General features: G+C 43.3%; 13 protein-coding genes and 5 tRNA genes. 8 read left to right on the top strand and 10 right to left on the bottom strand.

Annotated elements, in window-relative coordinates; translation table 11 throughout:
• Positions 1–469: 469 nt before the first annotated feature.
• The 6 genes from OC443_RS01835 to orn form a co-directional block, all read right to left on the bottom strand.
• Positions 470–545 (bottom strand) — tRNA-Gly (locus OC443_RS01835).
• Positions 546–558: 13 nt separating this feature from the next.
• Positions 559–635: transfer RNA gene (locus OC443_RS01830), tRNA-Met, on the bottom strand.
• Between the two features lie 35 nt (positions 636–670).
• Positions 671–746 (bottom strand) — tRNA-Gly (locus OC443_RS01825).
• A 13-nt stretch (positions 747–759) separates the two neighbouring features.
• Positions 760–836, bottom strand: a tRNA-Met gene (locus OC443_RS01820).
• A gap of 39 nt (positions 837–875) precedes the next feature.
• A tRNA-Gly gene (locus OC443_RS01815) sits at positions 876–951 on the bottom strand.
• Between the two features lie 125 nt (positions 952–1,076).
• Positions 1,077–1,622 carry an oligoribonuclease gene (orn, locus tag OC443_RS01810; protein ID WP_073581152.1) on the bottom strand — a complete coding sequence of 182 codons (546 nt, stop codon included), beginning with the start codon at positions 1,620–1,622 and terminating at the stop codon, positions 1,077–1,079.
• Between the two features lie 155 nt (positions 1,623–1,777).
• Here orn and rsgA point away from each other — a divergent pair, with 155 nt between their 5' ends.
• The 5 genes from rsgA to OC443_RS01785 all read left to right on the top strand — a co-directional run bounded on the left by rsgA (position 1,778) and on the right by OC443_RS01785 (position 7,136).
• Positions 1,778–2,839, top strand: coding sequence for a small ribosomal subunit biogenesis GTPase RsgA (rsgA, locus tag OC443_RS01805; RefSeq protein ID WP_073581150.1), 1,062 nt, complete (start codon positions 1,778–1,780; stop codon positions 2,837–2,839).
• A 97-nt stretch (positions 2,840–2,936) separates the two neighbouring features.
• Positions 2,937–3,794, top strand: a complete 858-nt coding sequence (gene asd / locus OC443_RS01800; protein WP_073581148.1) for an archaetidylserine decarboxylase — start codon at positions 2,937–2,939, stop codon at positions 3,792–3,794.
• Between the two features lie 102 nt (positions 3,795–3,896).
• Positions 3,897–5,189 (top strand): S1 family peptidase, encoded by a 1,293-nt coding sequence (locus OC443_RS01795; protein ID WP_073581146.1) that lies wholly within the window; start codon positions 3,897–3,899, stop codon positions 5,187–5,189.
• A gap of 34 nt (positions 5,190–5,223) precedes the next feature.
• Entirely contained in the window at positions 5,224–5,538 is a 315-nt protein-coding gene (locus OC443_RS01790; protein WP_073581144.1) for a hypothetical protein, read from the top strand.
• 182 nt (positions 5,539–5,720) lie between these two features.
• A complete protein-coding gene (locus OC443_RS01785) occupies positions 5,721–7,136 on the top strand; it encodes an SLC13 family permease (protein WP_073581142.1) in 1,416 nt (471 codons plus the stop codon).
• A 35-nt stretch (positions 7,137–7,171) separates the two neighbouring features.
• On the opposite strand, the gene OC443_RS01780 is transcribed toward OC443_RS01785, so the two are convergent.
• Complete coding sequence (locus OC443_RS01780) at positions 7,172–7,342, bottom strand: hypothetical protein (protein WP_200796906.1); 171 nt, start codon at positions 7,340–7,342, stop codon at positions 7,172–7,174.
• On the opposite strand from OC443_RS01780, the gene OC443_RS01775 reads away from it, so the two are divergent.
• The 3 genes from OC443_RS01775 (at position 7,275) to OC443_RS01765 (ending at position 11,131) form a co-directional block, all read left to right on the top strand.
• Positions 7,275–8,156: a DMT family transporter gene (locus tag OC443_RS01775; protein WP_073581140.1), complete on the top strand. Its 882-nt coding sequence runs from the start codon at positions 7,275–7,277 to the stop codon at positions 8,154–8,156. The genes OC443_RS01780 and OC443_RS01775 overlap by 68 nt on opposite strands.
• Positions 8,157–8,316: 160 nt before the next feature.
• Positions 8,317–9,846: a 2,3-bisphosphoglycerate-independent phosphoglycerate mutase gene (gpmM, locus tag OC443_RS01770; RefSeq protein WP_073581138.1), complete on the top strand. Its 1,530-nt coding sequence runs from the start codon at positions 8,317–8,319 to the stop codon at positions 9,844–9,846.
• A gap of 142 nt (positions 9,847–9,988) precedes the next feature.
• Positions 9,989–11,131 (top strand): murein hydrolase activator EnvC family protein, encoded by a 1,143-nt coding sequence (locus OC443_RS01765; protein WP_073581136.1) that lies wholly within the window; start codon positions 9,989–9,991, stop codon positions 11,129–11,131.
• A 3-nt stretch (positions 11,132–11,134) separates the two neighbouring features.
• Here OC443_RS01765 and OC443_RS01760 read toward each other — a convergent pair whose 3' ends face one another.
• From OC443_RS01760 to hemE, 3 genes are all read right to left on the bottom strand, one after another.
• Positions 11,135–12,094, bottom strand: coding sequence for an acetyltransferase (locus tag OC443_RS01760; RefSeq protein WP_073581134.1), 960 nt, complete (start codon positions 12,092–12,094; stop codon positions 11,135–11,137).
• Between the two features lie 122 nt (positions 12,095–12,216).
• A complete protein-coding gene (locus tag OC443_RS01755; RefSeq protein WP_073581156.1) occupies positions 12,217–12,852 on the bottom strand; it encodes a TetR/AcrR family transcriptional regulator in 636 nt (211 codons plus the stop codon).
• 294 nt (positions 12,853–13,146) lie between these two features.
• Entirely contained in the window at positions 13,147–14,211 is a 1,065-nt protein-coding gene (hemE, locus tag OC443_RS01750) for a uroporphyrinogen decarboxylase (RefSeq protein WP_073581132.1), read from the bottom strand.
• Between the last annotated feature and the right edge of the window lie 73 nt (positions 14,212–14,284).

The following is a 14,284-nucleotide window of genomic DNA, read 5'->3' as shown; positions in this document are numbered from 1 at the left end:
TTTCAGAACAACTGATTTCTTTCGTTCTGGTAAAAGTTAATCACACAGCATAGATATGACAAAGATCAATGCATAGCACCAAAAAGATCAAACAGATACAAAAAAAACAACAGACATGGGCACCAAAAATACTTAAAAAACAATCAGTTATATAAAAATAGAATTTAACACTACAACTTAAACACTTTACAAGATCTTTTGCTAACCAGTTTTTTTATATACTCAAAAACAGATTACCCACGATGTTATCCACAAAAAAAAACTGTGGATAAGTCTGTTAATTAATTATGTAGATAAGACGTGAATCACTGACGGGACGTTGCACGTCAAACGATACAGCAAAGACATGAAAGTCAGTAATGAACAGGATGTGAATACACTTTTTTTACTTTAGAAATGATGCTTCGCAGCATGAAGGAAATAACGGAAACCAATCTACATTAAAATTGAACTTAACAAAAAAATCAATTGGAGCGACATACGAGGTTCGAACTCGTGACCTCAACCTTGGCAAGGTTGCGCTCTACCAACTGAGCTAATGTCGCAACAATATAAATTTGGTTGCGGGGGCCGGATTTGAACCGACGACCTTCGGGTTATGAGCCCGACGAGCTACCAAGCTGCTCCACCCCGCGTCCGTTATTATCAATGATGATAATATTTTGAATTCTGGAGCGACATACGAGGTTCGAACTCGTGACCTCAACCTTGGCAAGGTTGCGCTCTACCAACTGAGCTAATGTCGCAATCATATAAATTTGGTTGCGGGGGCCGGATTTGAACCGACGACCTTCGGGTTATGAGCCCGACGAGCTACCAAGCTGCTCCACCCCGCGTCCATAATTATTACTCGAAGAAAGCAATAATTTAAAATCTGGAGCGACATACGAGGTTCGAACTCGTGACCTCAACCTTGGCAAGGTTGCGCTCTACCAACTGAGCTAATGTCGCAACAAACAACGCTTTGTGCTGTTTAGGGCTGCGAATTATAAGAGCATTTTTTTGTGATGCAAGTCTTTATCGCAAAAAAAGAGAATTTTTTTATTTATTGGATAAAAATTATCCAATAAAAGACTTTAAATGTTGAAAACGGTTTGGCGATAATACTGAAGTTCAGCAATAGATTCACGGATATCATCCAGAGCCTTGTGACTCCCTTGCTTGGAAAAACCATCCAGAATTTCAGGTTTCCAACGTCTGACAAGTTCTTTTAATGTACTGACATCCAGATACCGGTAATGAAAGTATGCTTCAAGGGTCGGCATATGTTTCACCAGAAAGCGTCGATCCTGACCAACGCTGTTACCACAAATGGGTGATTTCCCTTCTGGCACCCAGTGCTCAAGAAACTGGATCGTCTGCTCTACCGCAAATGTCTCATCGACCTGACTTTGACGGACCCGCTCCACCAAACCGCTTGCTGTATGCGTGCTCGTACACCATTCATCCATTTTATCCAGCTCTGATTCTGGCTGATGAATAGCAAATACCGGCCCTTCAGCAAGGATATTCAATTCACTATCCGTGACAATTGTTGCAATTTCGATAATTTTATGAACTTCAGGATTTAATCCTGTCATTTCTAAATCAATCCAAATCAGGTTTTGATCATTTGTTGACATAGAGACTTACCTGTACAGGTTTAACAATAAAAAAGGTACTATACCCAAATTAAACTGGGTGAGATAGTTTAGAATCTGCCATCTTTAACTATGGCAGATTTGTTCTTCCTGACACAAATACATCTGTTCCTGGATACAATGAAAAGTAATTTATCGTGGCAAAAAGAAAGAATTTAACCAAAGGGCAAGTCCGGCGAGTCCGACATAACCAAACCAAACGATTACAGAAAGAAACATCTGTAGAATGGGACGAAACCATGCTGGGCGGCCCGAAGCCCGGACTTATCATCAGCCGTTTTGGACAGCATGCGGATGTTGAAGATGCTGAAACACAGGAAGTCCATCGGTGTAATCTGCGCAGAGGCATTGAAACACTGGTCTCCGGTGATCACGTGATGTGGCGTCCGGGTTTAGAAAGTATGGCAGGTATCGCTGGTGTCATTGAAGCTGTTGAGCCAAGAAAGTCGGTTTTAACACGGCCAGATTATTATGATGGTCTCAAACCTGTGGCTGCAAATGTCGATCAGATGATCATTGTCTCCTCAGTTGTGCCTGAACTTTCATTTAATATTATTGACCGTTACCTGGTAGCGGCTGAAACACTGGGGATTCACCCTGTTTTAGTTTTAAATAAAATTGATTTGCTCTCGCAACAGGAACGCACTGAGTTAACAGACATGTTTAATGTTTATACTGACCTGGGCTATACCTCTCTTTTTGTCAGTAAAGAATCCGGAGAAGGGATTGAAGATCTGGAAACGCTCCTGAAAGACAATACGAATATTTTTGTTGGTCAGTCCGGGGTGGGTAAATCGAGCTTGGTTAATGCGATTATCCCGATGCTGGAAGAGGCGGTTGAAGAAGGCAAAATTTCAGAGAATTCCGGATTAGGGCAACATACCACCACAGCTGCCCGCCTTTACCACATACCAACCGGGGGCAATTTGATCGATTCACCGGGAGTCAGAGAATTTGGCTTATGGCATTTATCCGATGAAGAAGTTACGCAGGCATTTATAGAATTTCGTCCATACTTAGGTGGATGTAAATTCAGAGATTGTAAACATAAAGATGATCCCGGATGTTTAATCATTGAAGCGCTGGAACAAGGGAAAATAAACCCGGTCAGATTTGAAAACTATCACAAGATCCTGGAAAGTCTGAAAGAAAATAAAGCCAACCGTCAATTTTCAAAAAACAAACGGGCTGATTTATAAAATCGTCAAATAAACAAGACAGCTGACAAGATAAAAGAATTTAAGTAACATTTTTGATTGCTTATTTCATATTGCATCCTTCATAGGAATGATATTCATGGATAAATTTAAAGTTGGCCTCCAATACTGGCTGCCTCAACATACTTTAACCCGCCTGACAGGAAAACTGGCTTCAGCAAGAGCTGGTTTTTTAACGACCGCTGCGATTCGCCTGTTTATCAAACAATATAAAGTCAATATGGATGAAGCCCTTCATCCCGATCCTGATTACTACAAAACATTTAACGATTTTTTTGTCCGCGAACTCAAGCCGGAAGCCCGGCCGGTTACATCTGAACCATCAATTCTGACTTATCCGGCAGATGCCTGCGTCAGTCAGTTTGGTCCAATCATAGACGGCAAACTGATTCAGGCCAAAGGACATACCTTCTCAGCCCTGGAATTATTAGGTGGTGACTCAGGGCTGGCAGAAAAATTCACAGATGGCGGATTTGCAACCCTGTACCTTTCTCCCCGGGATTACCACCGGGTCCATATGCCCTGTGATGGCACATTACAGCAAATGATTTATATTCCGGGAGATCTGTTTTCCGTCAATCCGCTGACTGCCGAAAATGTGCCAAACCTTTTCGCCAGAAATGAACGTTTAGTGTGTATTTTCGACACAGAATTCGGTCCAATGGCACAGGTTCTTGTTGGGGCCACAATTGTGGGGAGTATTGAAGTCACCTGGGCGGGAACCATAACACCACCCCGTGGCAATACCATATACCGCTGGACCTACCCCTCAGATGGGGAAAAAGCTGTTGTTTTGCAAAAAGGTCAGGAAATGGGGCGGTTTAAGCTCGGTTCAACCGTCATTAACTTATTTGCAAAAGACGCCGTTCACTTCGACGACATGATGAGTAAAGATATTCCTACCCGAATGGGGGCACCTTATGCTCATCAGTCATAGTTTCCCGTTGATATGCTATATTGCAAAGAATGGATTCAGACACGCAAAGATCGGGTCTGCTCTCGCTTAACATAGCTGAAAAGGCATATTCAAGGAGCGGAAATGAAAAATAGTTTATACGGCAATGTATCAGTTAGTGTCGCTTTATGTGTTTCCCTTACCCCGGCATTTGCCAGCGCCGGGCCTGACACTTCCCGGATTATCAATGGTACACAGGCAGCAAAAGGCGACTGGCCATTTATGACAGCAGTTATATCTGAGGGAAGTGACGCCTATCAGGGGCAGTTTTGTGGTGCCAGTTTCATTGGTGGACGTTATGTCCTGACTGCCTCTCACTGTGTCAACAAAATGTCTCCTGATGATATTGAAGTATCTGTTGGCATCCATGATTTATCGAATGAAGATACAGAAGGTCAACGGGTTGGTGTTCAGGCGATTTATATGCATGAAGACTACAACGCCAATACGTTCTCAAATGATATTGCCATCATTGAGTTAAAGCAGGAGCTCACCTCGACCAGTGTTGAATTAGCAACCAATTCACTCGTTGACTCTCTGGAAGCAAGTAATCCGGATTTAACCGTCATGGGATGGGGAAACCTGTCAACCACGACCAATGATTACCCAAATATTCTGTATCAGGTCGATGTACCCTATGTTGATCGCAGTACCTGCCAAAATATAGGTGGCAGCTACAGCACTGTCGGAGAAGATGCAATCTGTGCCGGCTACGCTGAGGGAGGGAAAGATTCCTGTCAGGGAGATAGTGGCGGTCCACTACTTTACAATGATAACGGAACTTATAAGCAGGTCGGCATTGTAAGCTGGGGAATCGGATGTGCTCAATCCAATGCGTACGGGGTGTATGCGAATGCTGGTTATTTCAATCAGGGGTGGATTACAGAAAAAACGGATGGCGTAAGTTACACGCAGAATAAATATTATACTAATTCAGATGCGACACAATTAACACTGCAGTTTCCGCTACGCAACTATAGCAGCGAATCATTTGATATCACGAATATTGCTCTGCCTGCAGGTTTTACATTAACCGGAAATACCTGTACATCCGAATTAGCACAAGATGACACTTGTCAGCTGACTGTACAGGTTGATGTAGCAACGGCAACCGCATCTCCGACATCATCATCCACTTCAACCACATCCGGTAGTACGACAGTAACAACCACAACAAAACGTTCAACAATCACTGTCACCACAGATCATTCACAATCTTCAGAGTTGAAAATGAACACGTCGTTCATCACGACCAGCAGCTCTGATACCACAACCACAACTTCAACAAAATCAAGTAGTGGTGCGTCACTTGGATTAGGACTATTCGCAATATTCGCTTATATGTCCAGAAGAAAAAAGGCCTTGGATCATGCATAAATTATGGACACTACTCTTTATAGGAGGCATTGCAATGAGCATTTCATCCTGCTCTGCTGACTCAGTTCAGGGAGAAGTTATTCCTTTGGAGAGTTATCATATCAATCAAAATGTGCTGACATTCAAAGCACAATCAAACGGATGTGCGCAGAGCAATTATTTTGCAATTCGTACCGATGAAATCAATGGAGATCATGCCGTCATCTCAGTCTTACAGACGACACAGGATCTCTGTAAAAGAATGCCTTTCTTTGATACTTTTTCACTGCCACTGGACGATCAGTTGCTTAAGAAAGAGGTCGAACTGGCAAACCCGAAAGCCTCCCCTTTTGTCAAAAAAGGGAAGTAATCCATTTTCAGGAGAAGGCAATCATGCCTTCTCTTTTTCATGTCAGATCAGCCGTATATTTGATCAGCACCAATAATCAGTTCTTTTTTTAGTATTCACCTCAAAAATATTAACCTTCTCCGGGATCAATCTGACTAAATTCATTATCTTCTTTTAAGTAAATAATGATTGCGAGACTCCCTATGCCAGCCATCAGTTTGAAACAATTCATTAAACTCATCTTGTGTTTTCTGCCACCATTGATTCTTTTATGGCTGCCTGTTGATAGTATACCAATTCCAGAATTAACCCTGATTCAGCACAGGTTACTGGCTATTTTCCTGTTAGCTGCATTACTCTGGGTACTTGAACCGGTTCCCGTTTTCGCGACATCCATTTTAATCATTACCCTTGAACTGATTATGATCTCCAATAAAGGTCTGCACTGGTTCAGAAAACCGCCGGAGGGACATGAATTTGGCACACTCATTTCTTATACCGATATATTCAGCGCCTTCTCATCTCCGATCATCATTCTGTTCATGGGCGGTTTTGCGCTGGCTATCGCAGCATCCAAATATGAATTAGACAACAACCTTGCCCGCGTTTTACTCCGCCCGTTCGGCAAGCAGCCAAAATTCATTATGCTGGGTCTGATGTTGATTACGGCCTGCTTCTCTATGTTCATGTCAAATACTGCGACAACAGTGATGATGCTTGCGTTGCTCGGTCCGATAGTTGCTTCATCGCAGTCGGGGGACAAAGGCATCAAAGCTCTTGTGCTTTGCATTCCTGTTGCTGCGAATACCGGCGGAATTGCAACCCCGATAGGCACACCACCGAACGCCATTGCGCTTCAATATCTTACCGGAGAAAATTCAATCAGCTTTTTATCCTGGATGATGATGGGGCTCCCGTTCGTGTTTATTCAGCTCACGCTCGCCTGGTTCCTGTTGCAAAAACTTTTTCCTTCTGCGCAGGAACAACTCACTCTGAATCTCGATGGAGAGTTTGGAAAGACATGGCAGGCAATGACGGTTTACATTACTTTTGCTGTCACCATACTACTGTGGATGACAACATCAATTCATGGGATGAACACCTATGTTGTTTCAATCATTCCTCTGGCAGTCTTTACCCTGACTGGCATCATGGGGAAGAATGAATTAAAGCAAATCAACTGGGATGTACTCTGGCTGGTCGCCGGAGGTATTGCAATAGGGATTGGTCTGGAGAAAACCGGATTAGCACTGGCAATGGCAAATGCGATTGATTATCAAAGCTTATCACCTATATTAATTATTATTACCCTGTCTCTTGTGTGCTGGATTATGGCTAATTTTATGTCCAACACAGCAACAGCTAACTTATTGATGCCAATTGCTGCAGCTATCGGTAGTTCAATGACAAGCCTTGAATCCATGGGCGGACTTCAGGGACTGCTTGTTGTGGTCGCGTTTTCAGCATCGCTGGGCATGATTTTACCGGTCTCCACACCACCAAACTCTCTGGCCTATTCTACAGGACTGATTGAAAGTAAAGACATGGCAAAAACCGGTCTGATTATAGGCACAGCCGGTTTACTGATCGTTTATATTGCTGCCATGATTCTGACCTGACCTCAAAAACAGGCTCTGGCAGACAAAAGCAACTGTCACATCAGAGCCTGCAACCAGGCAAATAAATCTTTTGCATTCTTATCAGCTTCAGGCATATTGAAGCCCTTTTTCGCGTTTTGAAGATGGGGCAACCAGTGTATGGGATATGAGTGGTTCGCATTAGCTGCTGCTTTTTTATGGGCAGTATCAAGCTTGTTGTCTGTCATACCGGCAAGACACTTAGGAACCTTCTCTTACAGCAGATGGCGCATGGGATGCACTTTCATCATCCTGTCAGTGATGGCAATTGTAAATGGTGGCTGGTCAACAATACAGGTTCATGACCTTCTGCCGATGGCGCTATCTGGATTCATCGGTATCTTTATTGGCGATACTGCGCTTTTCGCATGTTTTAACCGCATGGGCCCACGCCAGGCCGGGTTACTGTTTTCATGCCACGCTGTTTTTTCAGCAATTCTCGGTTTTTTCATTTTTGGCGAGACAATGACAATCACGGAGCTATCAGGTTCGCTGCTTGTTTTTGGGGGGGTAGTGATTGCGATTTTCTTCAAAAAATCTAATCCCGGAGAACTCGAAACGATTCATGGTAATATCTGGGCAGGCATATTACTTGGGTTGCTCGCGGCTTTATGTCAGGCCTTGGGCGGAATTCTTGCGAAACCAGTCATGCAATCCGGTACTGATCCTGTCGCGGCCTCAGCGGTCAGAATGATCGCAGCTTTTGCTGCCCATGGCGTATTATTTCTGACCGGTACCCGCATTGCCCGGCCAACGTTACCGATAACGCTCCGGATCTTTTGGATAACACTTCTCAATGGCTTTCTGGCGATGGCTGTAGGGATGACACTGATCATGTACGCATTACAGAAAGGAAATGTGGGAATGGTTGCGCTTCTGTCTTCAACAACCCCGATTATATTGCTACCGGTTTTGTGGTTATACACCAAACAAAGACCGAACCGTTTTGCATGGTTTGGTGCTATGATTGCTGTTATCGGTACAGCAATGCTGGTGTACTAAATATTACAATATAATAAGCAATAGAGCAGATATCAATATGAAAATATTGATTGATTTGATAGGGATAATCATTGATCTTACCCCTCATCACATGTCATAAAGTGTAGTAAAATTACGTTAGTTTTTTAAATTTAGTTTTGAATTTGACGAGGTCAACAGTATGTCAACGAAGAAGCCTATGGCTCTGGTCATTCTTGATGGTTGGGGTTACCGAGAAGATAATGATAACAATGCTGTCAATAATGCCAATACACCTGTTATTGACAGCCTTTTACAGAATAACCCGAATACATTGATTTCTGCTTCAGGAATGGATGTCGGCCTGCCAGACGGCCAAATGGGCAACTCAGAAGTTGGCCATACAAATATTGGTGCCGGCCGGATCGTTTATCAGGATCTGACCCGGATTACCAAAGCAATTGCTGATGGTGAATTCCAACAAAATGAAGTTTTGACGGCTGCGATTGATAAAGCGGTTAAAGCTGGCAAAGCAGTTCATCTGATGGGTTTAATGTCTCCTGGTGGTGTTCACTCCCATGAGGATCATATCTATGCTGCTGTAGAACTCGCTGCAGCCCGCGGCGCAGAAAAAATCTATCTTCACTGCTTCCTTGATGGACGTGATACGCCACCACGCAGTGCTGAAAATTCTCTGAAACGTTTTGAAGAGCTATTCACTAAACTTGGTAAAGGTCGGGTCGCATCACTTGTCGGTCGTTACTATGCAATGGATCGTGATAACAACTGGGATCGCGTAGAAAAAGCATATGTTTTACTGACCCAGGGCCAGGGCGAATACACTGCGGAATCTGCTGTTGCAGGCCTTCAGGCCGCTTACAGCCGGGATGAAAATGATGAATTCGTTAAGCCAACGGTGATTCAGAGCGCTGGTGAAGACTCGGCAGCCATCAACGATGGTGATGCCGTTATATTTATGAACTATCGTGCAGACCGTGCGCGTCAAATCACCCGGACTTTTGTTTCTGATTTCGCCGGATTTGAGAGAGCGAAGTTCCCTGAAGTTGATTTTGTCATGCTGACGCAATACGCTGCGGATATTCCTCTTTCCTGTGCTTATCCACCAGCTTCACTGGCAAATACATATGGTGAGTGGTTATCCAAAGCAGGTAAATCTCAGCTACGTATTTCTGAAACAGAAAAGTATGCTCACGTCACATTCTTCTTCAACGGCGGTGTAGAAGATGAGTTTGAAGGTGAAGAACGTCAACTCGTTGCCTCACCGAAAGTTGCAACTTACGATTTACAACCAGAAATGAGTTCCGGCGAACTGACAGATAAGCTCGTTGCATCAATTAAATCGGGCAAGTATGACGCAATTATCTGTAACTACCCAAATGGAGATATGGTGGGCCACACAGGCGTTTATGATGCTGCCGTCAAAGCTTGTGAAGCTGTTGATCATTGTATCGGGCGTGTGGTTGAAGCCATTAAAGAAGTTGATGGTCAGCTATTGATTACTGCAGACCATGGTAATGCAGAAATGATGGTTGATCCGGCAACAGGCGGAACTCATACAGCACATACAAATCTGCCAGTTCCTCTTATCTATGTTGGAAGCAAAGACATTCAACTGAAAGACGGCGGTAAACTATCTGACTTAGCACCAACAATGCTGGCGTTAACAGAGACAGAAATACCGGAAGAAATGTCAGGCAAGCCATTATTCTGATACCTTCGTTCCCGATCTTCAGCAGCCCCGTCATAAAACGGGGCTGTTTTTTAGAACTATGACAAAATTCTAAATTTCAATATCATTGATTCTGTAGCTTTCTGTATACTGTGATACATCTTCTGAGAGATATATAAGAAAAATGAATCAGACTTTCATCATCCGGTTTTTTACCAGCATACCTGCCATACTCTTTTCTGCTTTTTGTGTGCTGTTTACCTTATTTCCTCAGATTGGACTGTCCGCCCCTCAGCAGGAGCTTCAAGGAGTTAAAACGGAGATATCCCGGCAACAAAGTTCATTAAACAAGCAATCGAAACAACTCGATAAACTGCAAAGCACATTAAAACGGCAAGAATTAAGTATCTCCTCTCTGGGAAAACAGATCGTTTCAACAAAGAAACTGCTGCGTGACTCAAATCAAAGTCTGGCTAAAACAGAACAGAAAATTCATCTCATTGAAAAGAAAAAACAAAAGCAGGAAAAGCAACTCGGACGACTTTTACATACCTACTATATGCTGCATAAAAAAAACTCAGCTGAGTACCTGTTTAAAGATGATCCGAATGATGATCGAATCAGACAGTACTACCAACATCTGGCAAAAGCCCGGGTCGATATCATTCAGCAACTGAATCAGACTACGCAACAACTCTACGATCATGAAAAGCGCGGCCAGAAGGAGCGGGATAAAATTAAATCTCTGCTAGCGAAGCAGACAGCAAAACATAAAGAACTACAAAAGACGCAATCAAAGCGCCGGACAACGTTAAGAAAAATTAAAACCAATATATCCAGTAACAAAAATTATCTGGCTGAACTCCAGCGAAATGAGTCCAGACTCAAAGCTGAAATGGCCAAAGCAACAAAACGCAATATTGTCCCGATGAAAGGCTTGTCCAGCCGGAAAGGCAGGCTTGCATGGCCGCTGAAAGGTAAACTACTACACAAATTCAGAACCCGCCAGACGGGTCAGGTTCGCTGGAAAGGAATTGTCATCAGTGCTTCTTACGGACAGGCTGTCAAAGCGGTCTATTCCGGTACTGTGGTCTTTTCTGATTATTTACGGGGATATGGTCTGGTTGTCCTTGTCGACCATGGAAAGGGCGATATGACTTTGTACGGCTTTAACCAAACGTTACTGAAAAAAGAAGGGGAACGCGTCTCTGCCGGAGAAAAAATTGCGCTTGCCGGTGATACCGGAGGACAACCGGGGCCCTCCTTGTATTTTGAAATCCGCCGTAACAGCAAAGCTGAAAACCCGCTAAACTGGCTTGCAAGATAAAAGCTACCCTGCGTAATAAGCTTCTGTCCGGGCAATAAACTGCTCCAGCACCGGCTCAGGCAAGACATTCACACCCGCTGCCGCTGCTCTCCCGCCTCCGGTAGGGAAAGAACCACAAATATCCCCGGCTCCCTGTTTATTGTTCAGCGGCGCTCTTAAAGATATTCTGAATGAAGCATCTTCATTACGGGTCAAAATCACATGCGCCCGCTCAGGATTCTCATTCGCCAAAAAATTGCCGAAAACACCACTGATTCTCCGGGAAAATACTTCATCAGGAAGCTCAATCACACTTAAATACTGGCTGCTATATACCGGGATCAGCTCAGAGACAGCCTGAAAGTCTGACTGATAGCCTTCTCTGAGCGTATAAAACGGAGACGATGAATCTGCGACTACATCAAATGGAGACACATAATTCATCAGTAACCGATAGAGTTCAGCCGGGTGATAAAACAAGTCATCAGTATGATGACCGTATCCATTGTAATTCAGTAGGATACCTAATTCTTCCAGCTGTTCAGCCTCTTTTAGCGAATAACCCGCTTCAGAAGACAATCGCTTAGCAACAGCGCTCAGGTTATCACCAAAAGCTGCTGTAATCGCCCAGGAATGATATTGACCCTGAAGATGTTGATCAACAATCAATGCGGTACATATATTGGCATCTAAGTCGATGTGCGCATCAAGCTTACCGGAAACAGGAATCTGACCGCTCTTATGGTGGTCAGCATAAAAAATATGCTCAGCCTGAGACAGTATCCTGTGAAGCCCATCCTGATTCTTTTCCATCGAAATATCCAGAACAGTCAATGTATCACCATCAGATACTTCAACTGTATCTAATAACTGGATATCACGTTTCACGCCGGTAACCAAAACTGAATCCCGGGGCTGTGCCTTACGGAGCTGCAATAAAGACAGAATTCCGTCAGCATCGCCATTAAATATATCGAAATGCATTCGCTTAAACTATCTCTGTACAATAAAACGCTAAAACTAGCAGTGATCAACTTTCACCAACAAGAATAAAAGGTTATATCTAATTCACTGATAACGATTCGATCCCCGCAAACAGCCGGCCATCATTGATGCATCGCAATCACGCCTTCTTCCAGTAAGGTGAGTTGTTCCAAACCTTGTGCCGTTGCTCTGGGCTTAACCACAGCGATCATTTGTAACATTCCCTGCAAAATCACTTCTTCAGTAATCTGAGTTCTTAACGACATGGCCGATCTGTAATTTAACCAGCTGGAGGTTACCATATGTAATGTGGTCACAAATGACTGCATTTCATCATCTGAAATTTTAATTAATGACATATCAGCAAACACACAGATAATCTGCACCAGATTATGACGAAGCTTATCCTGAACCTGAATATAGTCTTCATGTAACTGTTCATCTTTCTGCAAAATTTCCGGCAAATTTGCATAAAAAAAACGATATTTCCACATTAACGTGAATATTGAATCAAGATAATGGCGTAATAAAGAGAGACTTTCTTTATCTCTGTTTGGCGGAGAAAACCGCTCCAGCAATTCTGAAGCATAAAGCTTGAATATTTCTCTGACAATGTCCTGCTTGTTGCGGAAATAATAATATAAATTTCCGGGACTAATTTGGATATGAGCAGCAATATGGTTTGTTGTTATTGTTCGCTCGCCCTGTTCGTTAAATAGCTCTAACGCTGCGGATATGATTTTTTCTCTTGTTTTCACGGTTCTAAATTTGTATACCCAAGCAACCTCAAGATGCACAATTCATCGTGCAGCCAAAAGGTACAGTTCAAGGAAAGAGAATGCAGGAATGTACCCACCTTTCAAATTCTCTTGACACAGAAATATGCCTTTCAGCTCACGTCCAGCGGGTGAGTTTGTCACTGAAACCTGCACCTTCAGGTTGTTTGGGTATAATACCTGTCTTAAGCCTGATTAAAATATGAGTGAGTCAGCGAGATGAGAATATTATCATGTCCCCAAAGCTCACTCTGCCATACTGAACCGCATCCTGCTTTAGCAGTGATAAGCCCGGGAAAGCTCATGAACTGAATTCACAAAAACACCAGCATTCTCCGGAGCTACATCTAAATGGATTCCGTGACCTAAATTAAAAACATGCCCTGTCCCCTGACCATAGTCAGCAAGGATTTGAGACACTTCTTCCTGAATCCGTTCTGGTGTCGCATAAAGGATTGATGGATCCATATTGCCTTGTAAAGCAACCTTATCACCAACGCGTGCTCTGGCATCGTTTATATTTATTGTCCAGTCTAATCCTACAGCATCACACCCTGTTGCGGCTATTTTCTCCAGCCACATACCACCATTCTTTGTGAACAGTGTTACAGGAATGCGATGTCCCTGATATTCCCTGATTAATCCATCAACAATTTTATGCATGTACCGGAGAGAAAAGAGCTGATAGTCACGGGGAGTTAAAACGCCGCCCCATGTATCAAAAATCATCACAGACTGAGCCCCGGCTTTAATCTGGGCATTCAGATAGTCAACTACACTCGTGGCAAGTTTTTCCAGTAATGAATGAAGCATTGCCGGCTCTGCATACATCATTTTCTTTATTTTGGTAAATGCCTTAGAACTTCCTCCTTCAACCATATAAGTGGCTAAGGTCCAGGGACTACCTGAAAATCCAATCAAAGGGACTAGACCATCCAAATCACTACGGATTCTGCGCACTGCATCCATCACATATTTCAATTCGCATTCCGGATCCAATGTGCCGATACGATCAATATCAGACTGACTTTTGATCGGGCGCTCAAACTTAGGACCTTCTCCGGTTTCAAAATAAAGCCCTAATCCCATAGCATCAGGAATCGTTAATATATCCGAAAATAAAATAGCGGCATCAAGCGGAAAACGGCGTAAAGGTTGCAAAGTCACTTCAGAGGCCAGTTCAGGATTTTTACACAGAGACATAAAGTCTCCGGCCTGAGATCTGAGTTGTCTGTATTCAGGCAAATATCTGCCAGCCTGACGCATCATCCATACCGGCGTGCGATCAACAGGCTGTTTCAACAATGCCCGTATATAACGATCATTCTTCAGTTCACTCATACTAACAATTTCCCATTTTCAGACTGATTATTATGAATTAGGCCGGAATTTTAACATGAATATCAGTCAGGAG

It is taken from the genome of Vibrio quintilis, from assembly GCF_024529975.1.
Classification (GTDB): domain Bacteria; phylum Pseudomonadota; class Gammaproteobacteria; order Enterobacterales; family Vibrionaceae; genus Vibrio; species Vibrio quintilis.
Note: the sequence above shows the minus strand (reverse complement) of the source record. Positions and strands in the feature narration are given on the sequence as shown.